This is a genomic window from Pseudonocardia ailaonensis (assembly GCF_039531635.1).
Lineage (GTDB): Bacteria > Actinomycetota > Actinomycetes > Mycobacteriales > Pseudonocardiaceae > Pseudonocardia > Pseudonocardia ailaonensis.
In genome coordinates this window covers 220338-237507 of record NZ_BAAAQK010000025.1, presented here as the reverse complement: position 1 = coordinate 237507, position 17170 = coordinate 220338, and the positions used below count along the sequence as shown (strand labels likewise).

At 69.5% G+C, this 17170-nt stretch carries 15 protein-coding genes; 11 read left to right on the top strand and 4 right to left on the bottom strand.

The genetic code is table 11. The features are described from left to right. Positions 1–269 precede the first annotated feature (269 nt). From ABD324_RS30340 to ABD324_RS30330, 3 genes are all read right to left on the bottom strand, one after another. Positions 270–1922, bottom strand: a complete 1653-nt coding sequence (locus tag ABD324_RS30340) for a GAF domain-containing sensor histidine kinase (protein ID WP_344424870.1) — start codon at positions 1920–1922, stop codon at positions 270–272. After that, entirely contained in the window at positions 1919–2626 is a 708-nt protein-coding gene (locus tag ABD324_RS30335; protein ID WP_344424868.1) for a response regulator transcription factor, read from the bottom strand. The genes ABD324_RS30340 and ABD324_RS30335 overlap by 4 nt, the downstream gene beginning before the upstream one ends. A gap of 208 nt (positions 2627–2834) precedes the next feature. Then, positions 2835–4802 (bottom strand): acetoacetate--CoA ligase, encoded by a 1968-nt coding sequence (locus ABD324_RS30330; RefSeq protein WP_344424866.1) that lies wholly within the window; start codon positions 4800–4802, stop codon positions 2835–2837. A gap of 288 nt (positions 4803–5090) precedes the next feature. Between ABD324_RS30330 and ABD324_RS30325 the strand changes: the two genes are divergently transcribed. The 11 genes from ABD324_RS30325 to ABD324_RS30275 all read left to right on the top strand — a co-directional run bounded on the left by ABD324_RS30325 (position 5091) and on the right by ABD324_RS30275 (position 15524). Beyond that, entirely contained in the window at positions 5091–6080 is a 990-nt protein-coding gene (locus ABD324_RS30325) for an LLM class flavin-dependent oxidoreductase (protein ID WP_344424864.1), read from the top strand. A gap of 41 nt (positions 6081–6121) precedes the next feature. After that, positions 6122–6532: a TIGR03618 family F420-dependent PPOX class oxidoreductase gene (locus tag ABD324_RS30320; protein ID WP_344424861.1), complete on the top strand. Its 411-nt coding sequence runs from the start codon at positions 6122–6124 to the stop codon at positions 6530–6532. Between the two features lie 370 nt (positions 6533–6902). Next, positions 6903–8375 (top strand): sugar ABC transporter ATP-binding protein, encoded by a 1473-nt coding sequence (locus ABD324_RS30315; RefSeq protein WP_344424857.1) that lies wholly within the window; start codon positions 6903–6905, stop codon positions 8373–8375. Then, entirely contained in the window at positions 8372–9373 is a 1002-nt protein-coding gene (locus tag ABD324_RS30310) for an ABC transporter permease (RefSeq protein ID WP_344424854.1), read from the top strand. Before ABD324_RS30315 ends, ABD324_RS30310 begins: the two co-directional genes overlap by 4 nt. Further along, positions 9370–10380: an ABC transporter permease gene (locus ABD324_RS30305; protein ID WP_344424851.1), complete on the top strand. Its 1011-nt coding sequence runs from the start codon at positions 9370–9372 to the stop codon at positions 10378–10380. Before ABD324_RS30310 ends, ABD324_RS30305 begins: the two co-directional genes overlap by 4 nt. A gap of 13 nt (positions 10381–10393) precedes the next feature. Next, positions 10394–10882, top strand: coding sequence for a nuclear transport factor 2 family protein (locus ABD324_RS30300; RefSeq protein WP_344424848.1), 489 nt, complete (start codon positions 10394–10396; stop codon positions 10880–10882). A 52-nt stretch (positions 10883–10934) separates the two neighbouring features. Further along, positions 10935–11732: an SDR family NAD(P)-dependent oxidoreductase gene (locus ABD324_RS30295; RefSeq protein ID WP_344424845.1), complete on the top strand. Its 798-nt coding sequence runs from the start codon at positions 10935–10937 to the stop codon at positions 11730–11732. 118 nt (positions 11733–11850) lie between these two features. Beyond that, the gene (locus tag ABD324_RS30290) at positions 11851–12633 is read left to right on the top strand and encodes an acetoacetate decarboxylase family protein (RefSeq protein WP_344424842.1); all 783 of its coding nucleotides are present in this window, start codon (positions 11851–11853) and stop codon (positions 12631–12633) included. A 57-nt stretch (positions 12634–12690) separates the two neighbouring features. Beyond that, the gene (locus ABD324_RS30285; protein ID WP_344424839.1) at positions 12691–13476 is read left to right on the top strand and encodes an SDR family NAD(P)-dependent oxidoreductase; all 786 of its coding nucleotides are present in this window, start codon (positions 12691–12693) and stop codon (positions 13474–13476) included. Between the two features lie 141 nt (positions 13477–13617). Next, positions 13618–14718, top strand: coding sequence for a substrate-binding domain-containing protein (locus tag ABD324_RS30280; RefSeq protein ID WP_344424836.1), 1101 nt, complete (start codon positions 13618–13620; stop codon positions 14716–14718). After that, positions 14709–15524 (top strand): SDR family oxidoreductase, encoded by an 816-nt coding sequence (locus ABD324_RS30275; protein WP_344424833.1) that lies wholly within the window; start codon positions 14709–14711, stop codon positions 15522–15524. The genes ABD324_RS30280 and ABD324_RS30275 overlap by 10 nt, the downstream gene beginning before the upstream one ends. Positions 15525–15560: 36 nt before the next feature. On the opposite strand, the gene ABD324_RS30270 is transcribed toward ABD324_RS30275, so the two are convergent. Continuing rightward, on the bottom strand, positions 15561–17117 hold the full coding sequence (locus ABD324_RS30270; RefSeq protein ID WP_344424830.1) for an IclR family transcriptional regulator: 1557 nt from the start codon (positions 17115–17117) through the stop codon (positions 15561–15563). Positions 17118–17170: the final 53 nt, after the last annotated feature.

The following is a 17170-nucleotide window of genomic DNA, read 5'->3' as shown; positions in this document are numbered from 1 at the left end:
CCCGTGGCAGGACTTCCGGATGCCGACGGCTCTCACCAGAGGGCTCGCTCATCGCTTCTCCTGCGGCTGGGTGGACGGTCCCTCCTCAGCCGGGTCAGGAGGTGCACCTGCGGTCGCGGGCTCCGTGCCGGCTGCGCGGCGGTGAGGACGGCGGTCAGCACGAGGTACCACGGTGTTGCTCGGGTCGATATCGTCCTGGTCGTCCCGCGGACCGTCGAGCGCACCTGCGACGGGGTGTTGTCGGCCATGGTCATGGTCCGCCCAGCGGCCTAAGCGCTGTCGTCGTTCCGCGGCCGACCATCTTCGTATGCCGTCGTGGGCATCACGACGGTGACGACCGTGCCCACGTCGACCTGGCTGTGCACGTGCAACACACCGCCCATCGCCGCGGTGAGACCGCGCGCGAGCGGGAGCCCTAGCCCCACGCCTTCCGCGGAGTCGGCGCCGAGCCGATCGAACGGGACGAAGAGGCGGTGCAGGTGCTCGGGCCGGATCCCCATGCCGCTGTCGCGGACGGTGATGTGCGCCAGCGCGTCGTGCGTGACCCAGCTGACGACGACCGTCCCGCCGGGCCGGTTGTAGCGGATCGCGTTGGCCACCAGGTTGAGCAGCACCTGCCGCAGGCGCCTTTCGTCGGCTCGGACGTGGGTCGATCCGGCGGTGGCGACGGTCAGTGTCACTCGCTCGGTGGTGGCGATGGGATGCACCATCGCGAGCACGTCCTCGACCACCGAGGCGAGGCGGATCTCGGTGAGTGTCACGGGCAGGGCGTTCGCCTCGATGCGGGCGATGTCCAGCACGTCGTCGACCATCGCGAGGATGTGCCCCGCTGCCGCGGCGATGTGGTCGAGCGCGGTTCGGCGGCGGGTGGTGTGCAGGTCCAGGGTGCCCAGCAGCTCGGTGAAACCGGTGATCGCCTGCAGCGGAGTCCGCAGCTCGTGGCTCAGGGCCGATACGAAGTCCGTCTTCGCGCGGTTCGCGGTCTCGGCGGCGTGCTGGGCGATCTCGGCCTCGACTCGCATGCGCCGCTCCCGTTCCGCGGCTCGCCTGCCCGTGATGTCCGCGACGTTCACCGACAACGCCGTGGGCGCGCCGGCGGCGCCCCGGATCGCCGACACCGTCACTTCGAGGTCGAGAAGGTCACCGTCGGCCGTGCGCGTCGTGGCCTCGTACTGATCGTGGCCGGTCGACTGGACACCGTCGATCCGGCGGATGAACAGCTCATCGAGCCTGCGGCCGATGAGCTCGGACCCGGAACGCCCGAGCAGGGCGGGCAGGGCGGCGTTGACCCGGGTGATGCCGCCGTCCAACGTCGCCAGTGCCATGCCGACCCCGTTGTCCTCGAAGGCGCGTCGGAACCGCTCCTCGCTCTCGGTCAGCGCGCCGAAGAGGCCGTCGTGGTCGATGGCCACCGAGGCGAGATGGGTGAGTCGCGCGACGAGGTGCTCCTCGCGCGCCGTCGGCTCGTGCGGGCTGCTGTAGTACACCGCGAACGTGCCGGTGACGCCGTCGCGCCCGCGGATCGGTGTCGACCAGCAGGATCGGAGGCCGAAGCGTTCGGCGAGGGGTCGGAAGCCCACCCACCTCTCGTCCACCCGGATGTCCGCGGCCACGACCGGTGTACCCAGGTACGCCGCTGTTCCGCACGAGCCCGCCGCACCGCCGATGGACATGCCGTCGATGCTCGCCGAGTACTCGATGGGCAACGAGGGCGCAGCGCCGTGGTGCAGGGTGCCGGTCACGGCGTCGAGGAGCAGCACCGAGCAGCGGCACCCCGGAACGAGATGTTCGAAGGTGTCCGCGATTCCGTTGAGCACGTCCGCCAGCCCGCGGCCCGTGGCCATCTGTTCGAGGATCTCGGTCTGCCGGCCGAGCAGCTGCATCGCGTCGTCCCGGCCGAGGCCGCGGTCCAGTGACGTCACGGTTCCAGCCGGTAGCCGACACTGCGGACGGTCACGATGAGCGCGCGTCCGAGCTTCTGCCGGACGCGGTGGACATGCTCGGTGACCGTGGCTTCGCTCTGCCACGTCGGTGAGCTGGACCAGACCTGTTCGAGGAGCTGTGCGCGGGTGAAGACCTGGCGGGGATGCCCCGCGAGGAAGGCGAGCAGGTCGAACTCGCGCGCGGTGAGCGGCACGGGCCGTCCGTCGAGGACGACGTCGCGGGTCGTCGGGTCGATGCGCAGGCCGGAACGCTCGTCCGGCGTCGCGCCGCGCGGGTGGACGAGTAGGTGGTCGTTCGACCGCCGCAGCACGGACCGGACTCTGGCCGCGAGCTCGCCGAGGGAGAACGGCTTCACGAGGTAGTCGTCCGCGCCGAGGTCCAGGCCCAGGATCCGATCGCCCTCACCGCTGCGGCCCGACAGCACGACGACGGGCGTCCGGTCGCCGCGCTCCCGGAGCCTGCGCAACAGGTCGAGCCCCGCCAGACCGGGCAGCGACAGGTCGAGGACGACGAGATCGGGCCGCTCGTCGACGATGTGCTGCCATGCGGAGTGCCCGTCGGCCGCCTCGCGCACCGCGTACCCCTCCGACGCGAGCTGCCACGAGACCACGGTGCGCACCCGGCTGTCGTCGTCTACCACCAGGAGGGACGGGAGGGCGTCGACCGCTGTGCTTCCTGCCATGCGTGCTCCTACCGCCGACGCGTCGTCGCTGCTCTGGAAGGAGCGCCGCAGGCCTCGGCAGCGCCGACGGTACCGCTCCGCGGACCCTCGAGCGAGAGTCCGCCGAGGGGGGCCGTGCGGCCGCCACCCGGGTGACCCGGGCCCCTCCCGTGTGGACGGCGTTGCGTTCGACCGTGCCGAGGCCGCTCGCTGACGGCTGGCCGGCATGTCAGTGGGAGCGGATCGAACGGTCCGAGGCGAACCTCTGGAACCAGAGCATCGCGTCGGGGTCGTCGACGGCCGCGAGGTCGACCGACTCCTCCAGCGGCATGCCCCCCAGCAGCTTCTTGATCGGCACCTCGAGCCGCTTGCCGGACAGCGTGTGCGGCACCGCGGGGGCGGCCACGATGTCGTCCGGCACGTGGTGCGGCGTCAGCCGGGTGCGCAGGACGCTGCGGATCCTCCGGCGCAGGGCGTCGTCGACGACGTGTCCCGGTGCGGGCACGACGAAGAGCCCGAGCCAGTAGCCACCCCCTGGCTCGTCGACACCGACCACGAGGGTCTCGCTGATCCCCGGCAGTGCGTCGAGGGCGTCGTAGAAGTCGCCGCTGCCCAGCCGGACACCGTTCCGGTTGAGCGTCGAGTCCGAACGACCGTGCACGGTGATGCTGCCGTCCGAGTGGACGGTCACCCAGTCCCCGTGTCTCCAGACGCGGGGCCAGGTGTCGAAGTACGACTCCAGGTAGCGAGTCCCATCGGGATCGTTCCACAGCCTCACCGGCATCGAGGGCATCGGCTGGGAGACGACCAGTTCGCCCACCGCGTCGACGACTCTCGTACCGTCCGTCCGCCAGGCCGCGCAGTCGACCCCGGCCAGCCTGCCGCCGACTCGTCCCACCTGGACGGTGGCGTACTCGTTCCCGCCGACGAACGAGCCCGCCACGTCGGTCCCGCCGCTCGTCGAGTCGATCCGGACATCCGGACCGATGTGTTCGGCGATCCAGTGGTAGCCGGAAGCCGGCAGAGCAGACCCGCTGACCAGCAGGTGCCGCAGCCGCCCCAGGTCGTGCTCGCGACGCGGCGACACCCCGGTCACCGCCGTCGCCTCGACCACGGCGGCACCGAGCAGGACGACGTGTGCCGCCGTCCTCGACGCCACTGCCCACGCCGCGCCGGGCGGGTGGTGGGGACCGCCTTCGTACAGCACGATGCTCGAGCCCTGCAACAGTGCGGCGAGCTGCATGTTCCAGAGCGCCCAGCCGGTCGATGTCGCCGCGAACATTCGCTCGCCGGCCCGCAGCCCGCAGTAGAGGCCGGACCACTTCAGGCCTTCGACGGTGATCCCGCCGTGTCCGTGCACCAGGCCCTTGGGCGTGCCGGTGGTGCCGGAGGTGAAGAGCACCCACAGCGGGTGGGAGAACTCGACCTGTTCGAACACCTGGGGCGCGTCGTGCGCCACCACCTCGTCCCATGGCGTCGAGCCGGTGGGACCCGGGTGGTCGGACAGTAGGGGAACGTGGACGCACCGGCGCAGCGTCGGGAGGCTCTCGAGCAGCCGCCCGACGACGTCGCTGCGGTCGATCTCCCTGCCGCCCCAGCGGTAGCCGTCCGCCGCGATGAGCACGGTGGGCTCGAGCTGGGCGAGCCGGGCGACGGCGCCCTCGGCACCGAAGTCGGGCGAGCAACACGACCAGACGGCGCCGACGGTCGCCGCGGCGAGCAGCCCGATCACGGCGTGCTCGGTGTTGGGCAGGTAGGCGCACACACGATCTCCCGGTCGCACCCCGACGCGGCGGAGCCAGCCCGCCGCGGCCGCGACCGACCTGCGCAGATCTGCCCAGGTCGTCTCGCGAGCGAGCAGATCGCCCTCGCGGACGCAGACGAGCGCGGTGGAGTCGCCGGCACCGCTGCGCAGGACGTGCTGTGCCCAGTTGAGGCGCGCTCCGGGGAACCAGCGGGTGTGGGGCATCGGTTCGGGGGTCCGCACCTGCGTCCACGGCGTCGAGAAATCGACCTCGTAGTACTCGACGATGCTGGACCAGAACCGGTTCACGTCCTCGACCGACCAGGTCCAGAGCGCATCGTGATCGGGGAAGGCGCGGTGTTCGCGGCGTTCCAGCCAGTCCAGGAACTCCCGCAGTGCGGACTCTTCGATCCGAGCCGCGGTCGGCCTCCAGAACGCGTCGCTGGTGTCCATGCCGGCGAACGTAGACGCCGGCGGTGCCCCGGAGGAGCTATCACGGACCTGGTTGATGAAGGGTTGAGAGAAGACCGAGGCCGAGTTGATGCGGGTCGAGGACAGTGGGCTCCAGGGGGACGATCGTGGCCGGGGCCCCGACCCTCCGGCGGTTCGCGAGAACACGATCGTCACCTCGGCCGGGGCTGCGCAGTCCGTCAGGTGACCCACCACCGGACAGCCGGATCCGATGTCGCAGTGCGACAGGGACATCGTGGCCCGCCGTCGACACCTCGAGGAGTTCGATCGATGAAGCTCGCTCTCTACCTGCCCAACTTCCGCGACCACGTGACGCTCGACGAGCTCGAGGAACTCACCGCCCTCGCCGAGGGCCTGGCCTTCGACTCGGTGTGGACGCTCGACCGGATCATCGTCCCGGAAGCCAACGACCGTGCGGAACTGCAGTACCCGTTCGGCATGATGACCGACTTCCCCAACGCCATGCCCGTGGTGTCGCGGGGCAAGTGGTTCCAGGGCATGACCCTGATCCCCTGGCTCGCCGCGAAGACGCGAACGGTACGGATCGGCATGAGCATCATCGACACCCCGTATCGGGCGCCGGGCGTGCTCGCCGCCGAGCTCGCCACCCAGGACCACCTCTGTGGCGGTCGGCTCAACGTCGGGGTCGGTTCCGGATGGATGCCGGAGGAGTTCGCCGCGGCCAGCGCGTCACCGCTGTTCGCGCGTCGCCACGCGCACGTCCGGGAGACGCTGGAGATCCTCCAGGGGGTCTGGTCCAACGAGCTGTTCGAGTACCACGGTGAGTTCGCGGACTTCCCGCTGAGCGGGTTCGGGCACAAGCCCGTCCAACAGCCCGGCCCGCCCATCTACTTCTCGGGCCTCAAGGACCCGAAGCGGTCCGCGAAGCGCATCGCCAAGTACGGGTTGCAGGGATGGATCGGCATCCAGGACTCGCCCGAGGACGTGAGGCGCTGGAAGGCCGAGATGGAGCTCGAGATGCACGAGCTCGGCAGAACCCTGCCCGAGGACTTCGACATGTGCAGCATGATCTGGTTCGTCATCACCGACGAGAAGATCGACCAGACGCCCGCCGGGAAGGCGACGAACCTGTTGGCGGGCGACGCCCGTCAGATCGGCGACATGCTGAAGCGGTACAAGGAAGCCGGCATGACCATGCCCCTCCTGTGGCCACCCTTCCGCGACGTGCCGACCGCCAAGACGATGGACGATCTGAAGCGCCTCGTCGAGGAGATCATGCCCGAGGTCGAGCAGAGTTGAGCCGTCCGACCCTCGATCCGCACTCGCTCCGGAGGACCTGCGTGCCCAGAGTGCCCGTTCCCGCGAACGTGGATGAGTTCCTCAAGGGGCCGCGTCACGCGGTCGTGGCCACGGTGGGCGCCGACGGGGCTCCCTACACAGCGGTGACGTGGTACGGCTGGACCCGCGAAGGCACCGTCCTGCTCAACATGGACGCGAGCCGGCGCAGGCTCCGTCACCTCCGCGCGGATCCCCGCGTATCGCTGACGGTCCTCACCGAGGACGACTGGTACTCCTACGTCGCGCTCTTCGGTGAGGTTCGCGAGATCCGCCCGGACCTCGACCTGGCCGACATCGACGAGATGTCCCAGCGGTATCTCGGCCGTCCCTATCCCCACCGTGACAGAACCAGTTGGACGGCAGAGGTCGCGGTTCGATCGTGGCATGCCTGGGGTGCCCTGCGGCCCGGCTGAGCGACGTGCCATCGGGTCGTGTTCTGGCGTCGTCGCGACGGCGGTCCCGGGCTCTGGCCAATGCAGAGGCAACCGACTACCATCATGCGGGACATCGTCCCGATTTTGAGAGCCACGATGAGGTGGGTCGCAGAATGCGCAGGCAGCACACACAGCCCGGACCTGAAGTCCGGCGCACCGGTCGCGCGGTGGCGTCGCCCTCGACGATCGCTCTCCTCGCGCTCTGCGGCGGATCTCCGACCGCACGACCGATCTCGGACACGGCGACCCTGTGGGATGGCAGATGATCAACACCAGCGCCGACGGCGTTCGAGTGGCAGTGCCGGGCGGGCGCGATCAGGCGGCCCGTCCCGTGCTGGATGTGCGAGGCGTGTCGAAGTCGTACGGCAAGGTCGGCGCGCTGAAGTCGGTGGACTTCGCCGTCGGTGCCGGGGAGTCGGTCGCTCTCCTCGGCCAGAACGGCGCCGGGAAGAGCACCCTGGTCAAGATCCTCTCGGGTCTGGTGCGGCCGGATGCCGGCGTCGTCTCGCTGGACGGCGACGAGACCGCGCTCCACAGCGGCGCCCGGGCCCAGCGGGCAGGCATCGCTGTCGTGCAGCAGGAGGTGGCAACCGTCGCGACGATGACCGTCGCCGAGAACCTGCTTCTCGGGCTGCGCGCCGCTCCGGTGTTCTGGACGACACGCACACTGCGCGAGCACGCGAAGCCGCTCCTGGCCGGCGTGGGGCTCGGCCACGTCCATCCCGACACCCCGATGGAGGACCTGACCATCGCCGAGCAGCAGCTCGTCGACATCGCCCGTGCGTTGTCCGAGGAGGCGAAGGTCCTGGTGCTCGACGAGCCGACCGCCTCGCTCTCGGACACCGAGATCGAACGCGTTCTCGGCCTCGTCCGTGAGATCAAGGCGAGCGGTCGCAGCATCGTGTACGTCACGCACCGGCTCGATGAGGTCTTCACGATCTGCGACCGCGCCGTGGTGTTCCGCAACGGCGAGGTCGTCGCCTCGATCGAGGTGGCCACGGCGTCCGTCCCGGACATCGTCACGGCGATGCTCGGCGAAGCGCTCGAGACCTACTTCCCCGAACCGGGCGAGCTCGGCGACACGAGGCTGCGGGTCGTCGAGATGGTGGCTCCCGGCCTGGCCGAACCGGTCTCGGTGGCGCTGCGACGTGGTGAGATCCTCGGTCTGACCGGACAGCTCGGCAGCGGAGCGAGTGCCTTCGTCGCAGGGCTGGCGGGAATGTCTCCGGCCACCAGTGCCGAGGTCGAGCTCGACGGCAGAGCGGTGACCATCGCGGGCAGACGCGACGGGCTGCGTGACGGGATCTCCTACTGTTCCGGCGACCGCAAGCACGACGGCCTGTTCCCCGGGGTGTCGGTGTACAAGAACCTGTCGGCACCCTGGATCTCACGCATCACGTCCCGCGGCCGCATCAGTCGAGCTCGTGAGTACACGCTCGCCGCGGATGTCGCCGCGGTCTTCTCGATCGACGAGTCCAGGCTCACCGCAGACGCGGACACGTTGAGCGGAGGCAACCAGCAGAAGGTCGCCCTCGGGAAGTGGCTCGGAACAGATCCGCGAGTGCTCCTGGTGGAGGAACCGACCCGAGGCGTCGACGTCGGCGCGCGGGCCGAGATCTACGCGCAGCTGCGCAGACTGTGCCGCGAGGGTCTCTCCGTCATCGTCGCCTCATCGGACACGGCCGAGGTGCTGGGGCTGTGCGACACGATCGGCGTCTTCTACAAGGGCCGCCTCGTGGAGACGCGCAGAGCCCGGGACTGGACCGAGTCTGCGTTGCTCACCCGGGTGATGCACGACGCTTCCGAGGAGGCGTCGTCATGAGCCGGTCGACCGTTGCGATGGAACGTGGCGACGCCGGCTCCGCCGACGTGCGGCGCGCGACGGTGCGGCGGCCGTCGATCAGGGCTCTCGCGTTGCCCCTCACCTTCGTGGCCCTCACCGTCATCGGTGCGATCCTGACGCCGGGGTTCAGCACGGCCGCGAACTATCGAGCCGTCATGCTGAGTGCGGCGACGACGGGCATCGTGGCCGTGTCGATGACGCTCGTCACGATGTCCGGCAACTTCATTTCGCTGGCGTGCTCGCAGAGCGCCATGGTGGCCGCGCTCGGCTTCGCCGGGCTGGTCGGTGCGGGGGTGCCGTGGCCGATCGCGGTCGTGGTGGTCGTGATCGGGATGGCCCTGATCGGCGCCTTCCAGGGAGTCGCGATCGCGATGGGGCTGGACCCCATCATCACGACGATCGCCGCCGGCGCGGTCATGCTCGGCGCCGCGGCAGCCGTCTCCAACGGTGCCCAGGTCACGTTCGACCGTGTCCTGACGCCCTTTCTCAGCTCCGTACAGCCCCTCGGGATACCGCTGCCGATCTACGTCTTCGTCCTGGTCAGCGCTGCTCTGGGGTGGCTGGCCCACGCGACGGCCCTGGGCCGGCGGATCCTGCTCGTCGGTGCCAACCGCGCTGCCGCACACCTGAGCGGCCTTTCGGCGCAGCGCGTGACGGTCGTCGTCTTCGTCGTCTTCTCCATCGGCACCGGGATCGCGGCGATCCTCGCCATCGCCCCGGTGGGCGGGGGCGACACGACCTTCGCCGCACCGTTGACCATCGATGTGGCGGCGGCGGTCATCGTCGGCGGCACGATCCTGCACGGTGGCCGAGGGTCGCCGCTGCGCTCGGCGCTCGGCGCCGTGATCGTGGCGACGATCGACAACCTCATGATCCTCAACGGCTTCTCCTTCGGCGAGAGGCAGGTGGCGAAGGGTGTGGTCGTGGTGATCGTCGTCGTCACGATCATCGTCCTCGAACGAGGGGGGCGACGGTGAGGGCGAACGCCCGTCGGCTGCGGCAGTACGGGCTGCCGCTCGGTCTGTTCGTCGTTCTCTACGTCGGCCTGCTGCTCCCCGCGATGTCTCCCGTCGCGAGTGCGTACGCCATCCTGGACAACCTGACGGTTCTCGGTCTCGCGACGCTGGGAGTCGCGTTCTGCATGATCGCGCGTGAGATCGACCTGTCGGTGGGCTCCACGGTCGCCGTCAGCGGCCTGCTCGCCATCAAGCTCAGCGCGTTCGGCGCGCCGACCTCGATCCTGCTGACGACGATCATCGCCGGTGCGTACGGAGCGTTCCAGGGCTTCCTCATCCACCGGCTGAGGATCGACTCCATCGTCCTGACCCTGGGGACGCTCATTCTCCTCCGCGGGGTGGCCTACCTGTTCACCGACAGCGCCCTGCGGCTGGACGACCCCGCAGACGGAGATGTCTTCCTGACACGCGTGGGTGGCGTCTTCACCGTCGCCAGCATCATCGCCGTCGTGGCCTACCTCGTGCTCGGAGGTGTCCTGCGGTACACGAAGCCGGGACGTGAGGTGTACGCGTTCGGCGGCGCCAGGAGCGAGGCGATCGCGGCGGGTGTGAACGGCAGGCGAGTGCTGATCACGGTGTTCTGCGTGTCCGGCCTCTGCGCCGGGCTGGCCGGCTCGGTGAGCGCCTACCAGAGCGCGAGCGCGAATCCGACCTCCTACGGGGATCTCCTGTTCGCCGTCTTCTCGGCGGCGCTGCTGGGTGGGGTCTCGCTGAAGGGTGGCCGGGGATCGGCGATCAACGTCTTCCTGGGCGTGGGTGTCATGGGGTGCATCACCGCCGCGTTCTCGATCCGCGGCAGCTCCTACTACGAGGCGCAGCTGACCACGGGCGTGATCCTCTTCGCGGTGGTGACGATCGACTGGCTCCTCGCGAGGAGATGGGCGTCGGCCCTGGCCAGGCGCCGGCTGGAGCTGCGACACACGTGGTCCGGCGACTCGTCCACCACGTCGGGAAGACTCACCATCTAGGACAGAGGCGATCGTGACAGAGAACGTTGTCGAGAATCTGGGAACGCGGGTGGCGCGGCTCGAGGCGGTAGCCGACATCACGCGGCTGGAGGCACGATACGCCCTGGCCTGGGATTCGACGGATGCTGTCGGGTGGGCTGATCTCTTCACACCGGACGGCATCTTCGAGCGGGTCGACGTGCCGGGCAAGGACGGCCACCGGAAGGTGGGCCGAGACGAGCTGGAGGCGTTCTGTCGTCGGCACCAGGAGGGTTTCGGCCGCTTCCATCTCATGCACGGCTACGACATCGACGTGGCCGAGGACGGCGCCACCGCGACCGCGCGAGTGACGTTCGAGTGCAGGATCGTCCGGGTCGGAGACCATCCGCAGTTCTCGTCGGCGACGGGGTTCTACGACTCCGCGTACGCCGTCGAGGCCGGCCGGTGGCGCATCCGGCACCGCAAGGAGACCCTGGTCCTGTTCGGGGAGAGCACCTTCTTCGGAATACCGCAGGCGCCGTGACCCCGAGACGGACGGCGGACCCCGGACGGGGCCGAGGAGCGATCACATGAGCGTGGACGGGGAGGAGGTCGTCGCCGCCGTGGCTGCGCATCGCGAGTTCGACGGTCTGGTCCTGCTCGTCACCGGTGGCGGGTCCGGTATCGGCGCCGCCGTCGCCCGCGACTACGCGGCGCACGGTGGGCGGGTCGTCGTCGTCGACAAGGAGGAATCACGAGCCATCGACGTCGCACGCGGGCTCCCCGGGGACGCCGGACTGGGTCTCGGCGCCGATGTGGCGGACGAAGGCGATGTCGGGTCCGCGGTGCGGTCCGCCGTGGACCGGTACGGCCGCCTCGACAGTGTCGTGAACTGTGCGGGCCACGCCGATCTCGGTCGGATAGACGATCTCTCGTACGGTCGGTGGAAGCGGATGATGGACGTGCACGCGGGCGGCACCTTCCTCGTCTGCAAACACAGCCTTCCGCATCTGCGGCGGACGCAGGGATCCATCGTCAACGTGTCGTCCATCTCCGCGTTCGCCGCGCAGGCCGAGAACTGCGCCTACGGCGCCGCGAAAGGTGCCGTCACCGCGTTCTCGAAGCAGCTCGCGGGTGACGTGGCAGCAGACGGTGTGCGCGTGAACGTCGTGGCGCCTGGACGAACCGACACCGCGCTCACCCGGCCGGTCTACCGGGAGCGGGGCGGAGGTGACGTGGCGAAGGGAGCGGCGCTGACTGCGGAGTCGGTGATGCAGAGGCGGATCGCGCGGCCGAGCGAAGTGGCGGCTGTCATCACCTTCCTGCTGTCCGGTGCCGCCAGCTTCGTGACTGCCGCCACCTATGTCGTCGACGGCGGAGAACTGGCGCAGTAGCCTCCGCCGCCGGATCGCGATGCGCACGACCACAAGGCGGGACAGCGGGTTCCGCATCGAACGGACGTGTCCGAGAGTGTGCCGAAGGGCCACTTTGTCTCAAGAGGAGCGACCCATCATGGACATCGAGAACTACGGACTGAAGATCGGTTCTGGCGAGACCCTGTACGGCCGTCCCCCCTGGTATCTCACGGATGCCGACTCGCTGGTCGCCTACTACGAGGCCGAGACGGAGTCGGTGGCCCGGCTGCTCCCACCCGAACTCGAGCCCGCGAGCGATCCGGTCCGCTGCTTCGCCTGGTACGTCGAGTACGGAGAGTCCTCGCTCGGCGGTGGGTATCGCGAGGTGCTCATGTACGTCGGTGTCAGGTTCGAAGGTGCCGAGTACATGTACGCGCCGCTGGTGTACGTCGACACCGACTCGCCCATGGCGATGGGACGCGAGGTCTGGGGGATCCCGAAGAAGATCGCGGACTTCCAGGTTCAGATGCAGGGCTCCGGTGGTGCCGCCATGACGATGTCGCGGCCGCGACTCCGGCCGCTGATCACCATGACGTTCGTGCCGGAAGCCCCGTGCTCCCCCGACGACGTGCCTGCGGCGGAGCGGATCTCGTTCCGCGGTATTCCTGGCCATTCCGGCAGCCCTGACATGTCGGTTTCAGAGTTCCTGAGGCTCGAGAACGAGATCTCCTTCCGGACCATCTCCGACGGGCGTCCCGATGCGTGGTCCGGTCAGTGCGAGGTGAGCATGCTCGCGACATCGAGCACCGATCCGCTGCACCTGCTCGCGCCGAAGCGGATGCTGGCAGGCTTTCGCCTGAAGTACGACGTCACGCTCCTCGGCGCAAAGCTGTTGAAGACGGTCCAGCACTCCGACGTGGATTCGGCGGTGCGTTCCTGAAGCACCACGACGACGGGAGATCGCTCGATCTCGACACAGCGCCCGGAGGGTGGAGACATGTTCGGCCTTGCAGGACTGACGGCGTTGGTGACCGGGGCGGGCTCGGGTATCGGAGCGGCGACGTGCACCGCTCTGGCCGAGCTCGGCGCCTCGGTCGTGGTCGCGGACATCGCCGAGGACCGGTGCCGGCAGGTGGCGGACGGCGTTCGGGAGCGCGGTGGGTCCGCCGAGGTGATGCGGCTCGACGTGACCGCCGAGGACGACTGGCGACGCGCCGTCGACGTCATCGGCGCCGGGCTCGGCCGGCTCGACATCCTGGTCAACAACGCGGGCATCTGCCTGAACGTTCCACTCCTGGAGATGTCGTTGGCGCAGTGGCGTCGCCAGCAGGCGGTGAACCTCGACGGGGTCTTCCTCGGGACGAAGGCGGCGATTCCGCTCCTCAAGGCGGCCGGCGGCGGGTCGATCGTCAACGTGTCGTCCACCTCCGGTCTGGTCGGGAACGGTGGGGGGATGGCCGGGTACTCGTCGACGAAGGGTGCGGTACGCCTGTTCTCGAAGAGCGTCGCGCTCGAGTTCGCTCCCTTCAACATCCGATGCAACTCGATTCATCCGGGAATCGTCGTGACGCCGCTGTGGCAGAAGCTCTTTCCGGACGATCCAGATTTCGCCGTGCTGACGGACGACCTGAACATCCCGGCGAAAATGGACAGGCACATCCCGCTGGGGCGAGCGGGAGAGCCGCGCGAGATCGCCGCGAGTATCGCCTTCCTCTGCACGGCGGAGGCGGCGTTCATGACGGGGGCCGAGCTCGTCGTGGACGGCGGAACAGTGGCGGTCTGAGCGCTCGGCCGTCCTCGGGACGTCTTTCCTCGCGGTTGCCCGGACGCGGCAGCAGCGCTCCATTCACTCACCAACTTCGAAAGGACCAGGTCGGTCATGAACAGCAGCGCGCGACCATCGTCGACCAGACGGTGGTACCACATGGTGTTGACGAGCGGTCTCGCCGCGTTGGCGGTGCTGGTCGCCGCATGCGGCGGTGCACCCGCGGCCGGTGGGGCGGCATCGCCGAGCGGGAGCCTCGACGGCGCCGGGAAGGAGATCGTGTTCTTCGGGCTGACGGACCAGGTGGCCTACAACCGACTCCAGAACGAGGCCGTGCAGGAGCAGGCCAAACAGATGGGGTTCACCTACCGGGCGATCCTCACACCGCAGCTCGACCAGACGGTGCAGGACGGGCTGGTGCGGCAGTTCGTGGCATCCGGCGACAAGCCGGCCGCAATCCTGTGGTTCCCGGTCGACGTCGCGGCCTCGGTGAACTCGGTCAGGCAGCTCTCGCAGATCGCACCGGTCATCCAGCTGACGAGGGCGCCCATTCCGGCAACCGAACCGTACGTGACCAGCAGTGTCTCCGGCGACTCGTTGAAGGTCGGTGCCGCAGCGGAAGCGCTGCTGGCCAAGGCCCGCTCCGATCTCGAGGCGAAGGGGGTGGCGCTGAAGAGCCCGCAGGGGAACCTGCTCCGGATCTTCGGCCCGGCGACGTCGCAGACGGCGATCGACCGGACCAAGGGCTTCATGGACGCGATGGCGAGCAAACCGTTCACGATCCTCGCGACCGAGGCCGGTGTGTACGCCGCGGCCCAACCGACCTACGTGGCAGCGAGCCCGCTGATCGCGCGCTTCCGCGGACAGATCGACTTCCTGCAGACCTACACGACCGATGCGGCCGTCGGCGTGGCTCAAGCGCTCCGTGAGAACGGGCTCGAGCTGAACAAGGACGTGTGGATGGTGGCCGACGCCTGCAACGGCGGAGTCTCGGCACTCGCCGACCGACAGATCCTGGGGACCACGATCCAGTCGCCCCAGGCGGAGGGGCAATTGGGGGTCGTCGTGGCAGCGCAGTTCCTGGCCACCCAGAAGACGGTTCCCGGCGACGTCCAGTACCCGGTGGCCGCGGACCCTCCGGCGTTCACGGCGGACCCGCCGCACAAGGTCAACTACATCCCCCTCCTGACGGTGACCGACATCGATCAGTTCAATGCCGCCAAGATCTGGGGCAGGTCGGCCAAGGAGATGTGCTCGTAGCAGTGGTGTCGGCCAATGACTCGGACTCGAGCAGGACACACGTGACGCCGTGCAGGGCGCCGGTCTCGTCCGGCGTGCCCGTCTCTGAGGCGGGTACGAAGGGCCCGGGGACGTATGTCGTCTCGGGCGGAGCGAGTGGGATCGGCGCCGCGTTCGCGGCCCGCGTGGCGGCAGCGGGCCGGAACGTGGTCGTGTTCGACCGCGATGCCGAACGTCTCGCGTCCGTGGTGTCGAGGACCGGCGCGGGGACTGTCCGGGCCGTGACCGGAGACGCCACGTCGGTCGAGGACGTCAGCCGGGCCGTGGAGGTGGCCACCGAGGTGTTCGGGTCGCTCGACGGGATCCTTGCCGCCGCCGGTCTCGCCTCGGCCGACTACCACGCGAACGGCCACAACGTGTTCGGCGGCGGTGGCAGGCCGGAGCTGTGGGCGGACATGGTGCTCACGAACGTCCTCGGTCCCGCGCTGCTGGCGCAGGTGGCACTCCCGGCCCTGGCGTCCTCGCGCGGACGGATCGTCCTCCTGGGCAGTGTCGGCGGGTTCACGGCATCGCCGGGAAACCTCTACTCCGCGACGAAGTGGGCGGTCACCGGCCTCGCGGAGAACCTGCGGATGTACGCCACGACGGTCGGAGTGGGGGTGACGTTGATGGCCCCGGGTCGGACGGCGACACCGTTCTTCCCGGAGCTTGCGGGGCCTGCCATGGGTGTGGAGTCGGTCGTCGACGCGATCCTCTTCGCCTTCGACCAGCCGGCGGGGGTCGACGTCAACACGGTGGTGGTGAGGTCCATCGGTGAGCTGCGGTGAGGGGACCTGCCGATGGCGAGCCTGCCGGTCCGCACATCAGCCGACCGGGAGCTCCGGGCCCACCGAGATGAGTGTCGAGACGCGTCGAGCCGTCCGGCGTACCTCGTCGAGCAGCTGCTCGACGGAGCCGCTGTCCGCGCGGGCTCGCGGGATGGTGATGGTCACCGATCCGCGGACGACCCCGTCGGCGAAGATCGGGGCGGCGATGCCCAATGCCTCGGGAATCCGTTCGCCGCCCGCCACCGCCGACCCGGCCCGGGTGATGTCGGCCAGGTCGGCTCGCAACCGACGCACGTCGGTGGTCGTGTTCGCCGTCAGTGGCGCCAAGGAGACCCGCTCCACCACGGCGGCGTCGCAGAAGGCGAGAATCGCCTTCCCCGCCGCCCCGGCATGAAGTGGCACCTCCGACCCCTCCGCGATCGTGTAGCCGATCCGTTTCCGCCCCTCGATGACGGCCGCCATCGTCGCGCTCTCGGTATGGGCGTCGTAGAGGGCCATACCGACGGTCTCGCCGGTGGTCGACGCGAGTGCTACCAGGTGCTCATGTGCCAGCACGGCGACGTCGAAGCGTGCTCCCAAGGTCGCGGCCCATCGCAGCAGCAGCGGTCCTGACGTGAGGCCGCCGTCCGGTCGGGGGAGCACGAGGCCCGCGACCTCCGCAGAGGACTGGAGGCGGGAGGAGGTGATCGAACTGACGCGGAGGACGCGGCCGAGCGCTGCGCCGGAGGGGATCCGGGTGGGCGAGCGGACGAGCAGCTCGACCAGCTTCTCGAGGCGTTCGACGGCAGACCGGGCGGGATGCGGTTCGACGCCGGCAGCCGGGTGTGGGCTCGACGCGGCCACCGCCTCGTGGAGATCTCGGGCTGCCGCCCGCACGCACTCGACCAGGTCGGGGATCATCGCCTCCTGCACCTCTGAGCGCGGGCGGGATGCGGACACGGCTGCCACCAGGCCGTCGGGCATTCGAACGGGCACCGCGATCCCCGTCGCCAGGGGTATGTGTTGCCCCTCGCTGAGGGCGAAACCGCGGACGGTGATCTCCTCGATCTCGCGGCGCAGGACCGCGTGGTCGGTGACCGTCCGCTCCGTGTACTGCGGCAGCTCTTCGGGGAGGACACCCACGCCGGTCACCGACAGGATGGCGCGCCCGACCGCGCCTGCGTGCAGCGGGAGAGGCGCGCCGGCGTGGAACTGGTATCGCATCGGCCCCTCCCGCTCGCGGATCGCGGCGACGAAGGCCTGGTCGTCGTCGGGGCCGAGGACTCCGACCAGTGCCGTCGCGTCGGCGGTCCGGCTCAGCGTCTCGAGGATCGACGGAGCGTGGACCAACAGTGGATGGCGCCTGTGCAGGAGTGCGGCGTGAACCCGTGCCCGTGGTCCGATCGAGTAGTTCCCGGCGGGGTCGGCGGCCGCCAACTCCGAGTCGGCGAGGCCGAGGAGCGCGCGGTGGACCGTGGTGCGGCTCGCGTCGAGTGCGGTCGAGAGCTCCCGGACGCCCCATCCCTGGGAGCCGCGCCGGACGAGTGCGTCGAGCACCTGGATGATGCGGTCGTTGCCGGCGATCGTCACAGGTGTGCTGGTGTCCGTCGTCACGACAACCGGTCCTCACGTCGATCTCGGCAGGCACGGGGAAGACAGTGCGTGCC

What these genes read in the sequence shown, in the direction of transcription:
- ABD324_RS30335 (WP_344424868.1), bottom strand. Translation starts at nt 2,626, where the DNA reads ATGGCAGGAAGCACAGCGGTCGACGCCCTCCCGTCCCTCCTGGTGGTA.
- ABD324_RS30330 (WP_344424866.1), bottom strand. Translation starts at nt 4,802, where the DNA reads ATGGACACCAGCGACGCGTTCTGGAGGCCGACCGCGGCTCGGATCGAA.
- ABD324_RS30325 (WP_344424864.1), top strand. Translation starts at nt 5,091, where the DNA reads ATGAAGCTCGCTCTCTACCTGCCCAACTTCCGCGACCACGTGACGCTC.
- ABD324_RS30310 (WP_344424854.1), top strand. Translation starts at nt 8,372, where the DNA reads ATGAGCCGGTCGACCGTTGCGATGGAACGTGGCGACGCCGGCTCCGCC.
- ABD324_RS30290 (WP_344424842.1), top strand. Translation starts at nt 11,851, where the DNA reads ATGGACATCGAGAACTACGGACTGAAGATCGGTTCTGGCGAGACCCTG.
- ABD324_RS30285 (WP_344424839.1), top strand. Translation starts at nt 12,691, where the DNA reads ATGTTCGGCCTTGCAGGACTGACGGCGTTGGTGACCGGGGCGGGCTCG.
- ABD324_RS30280 (WP_344424836.1), top strand. Translation starts at nt 13,618, where the DNA reads ATGGTGTTGACGAGCGGTCTCGCCGCGTTGGCGGTGCTGGTCGCCGCA.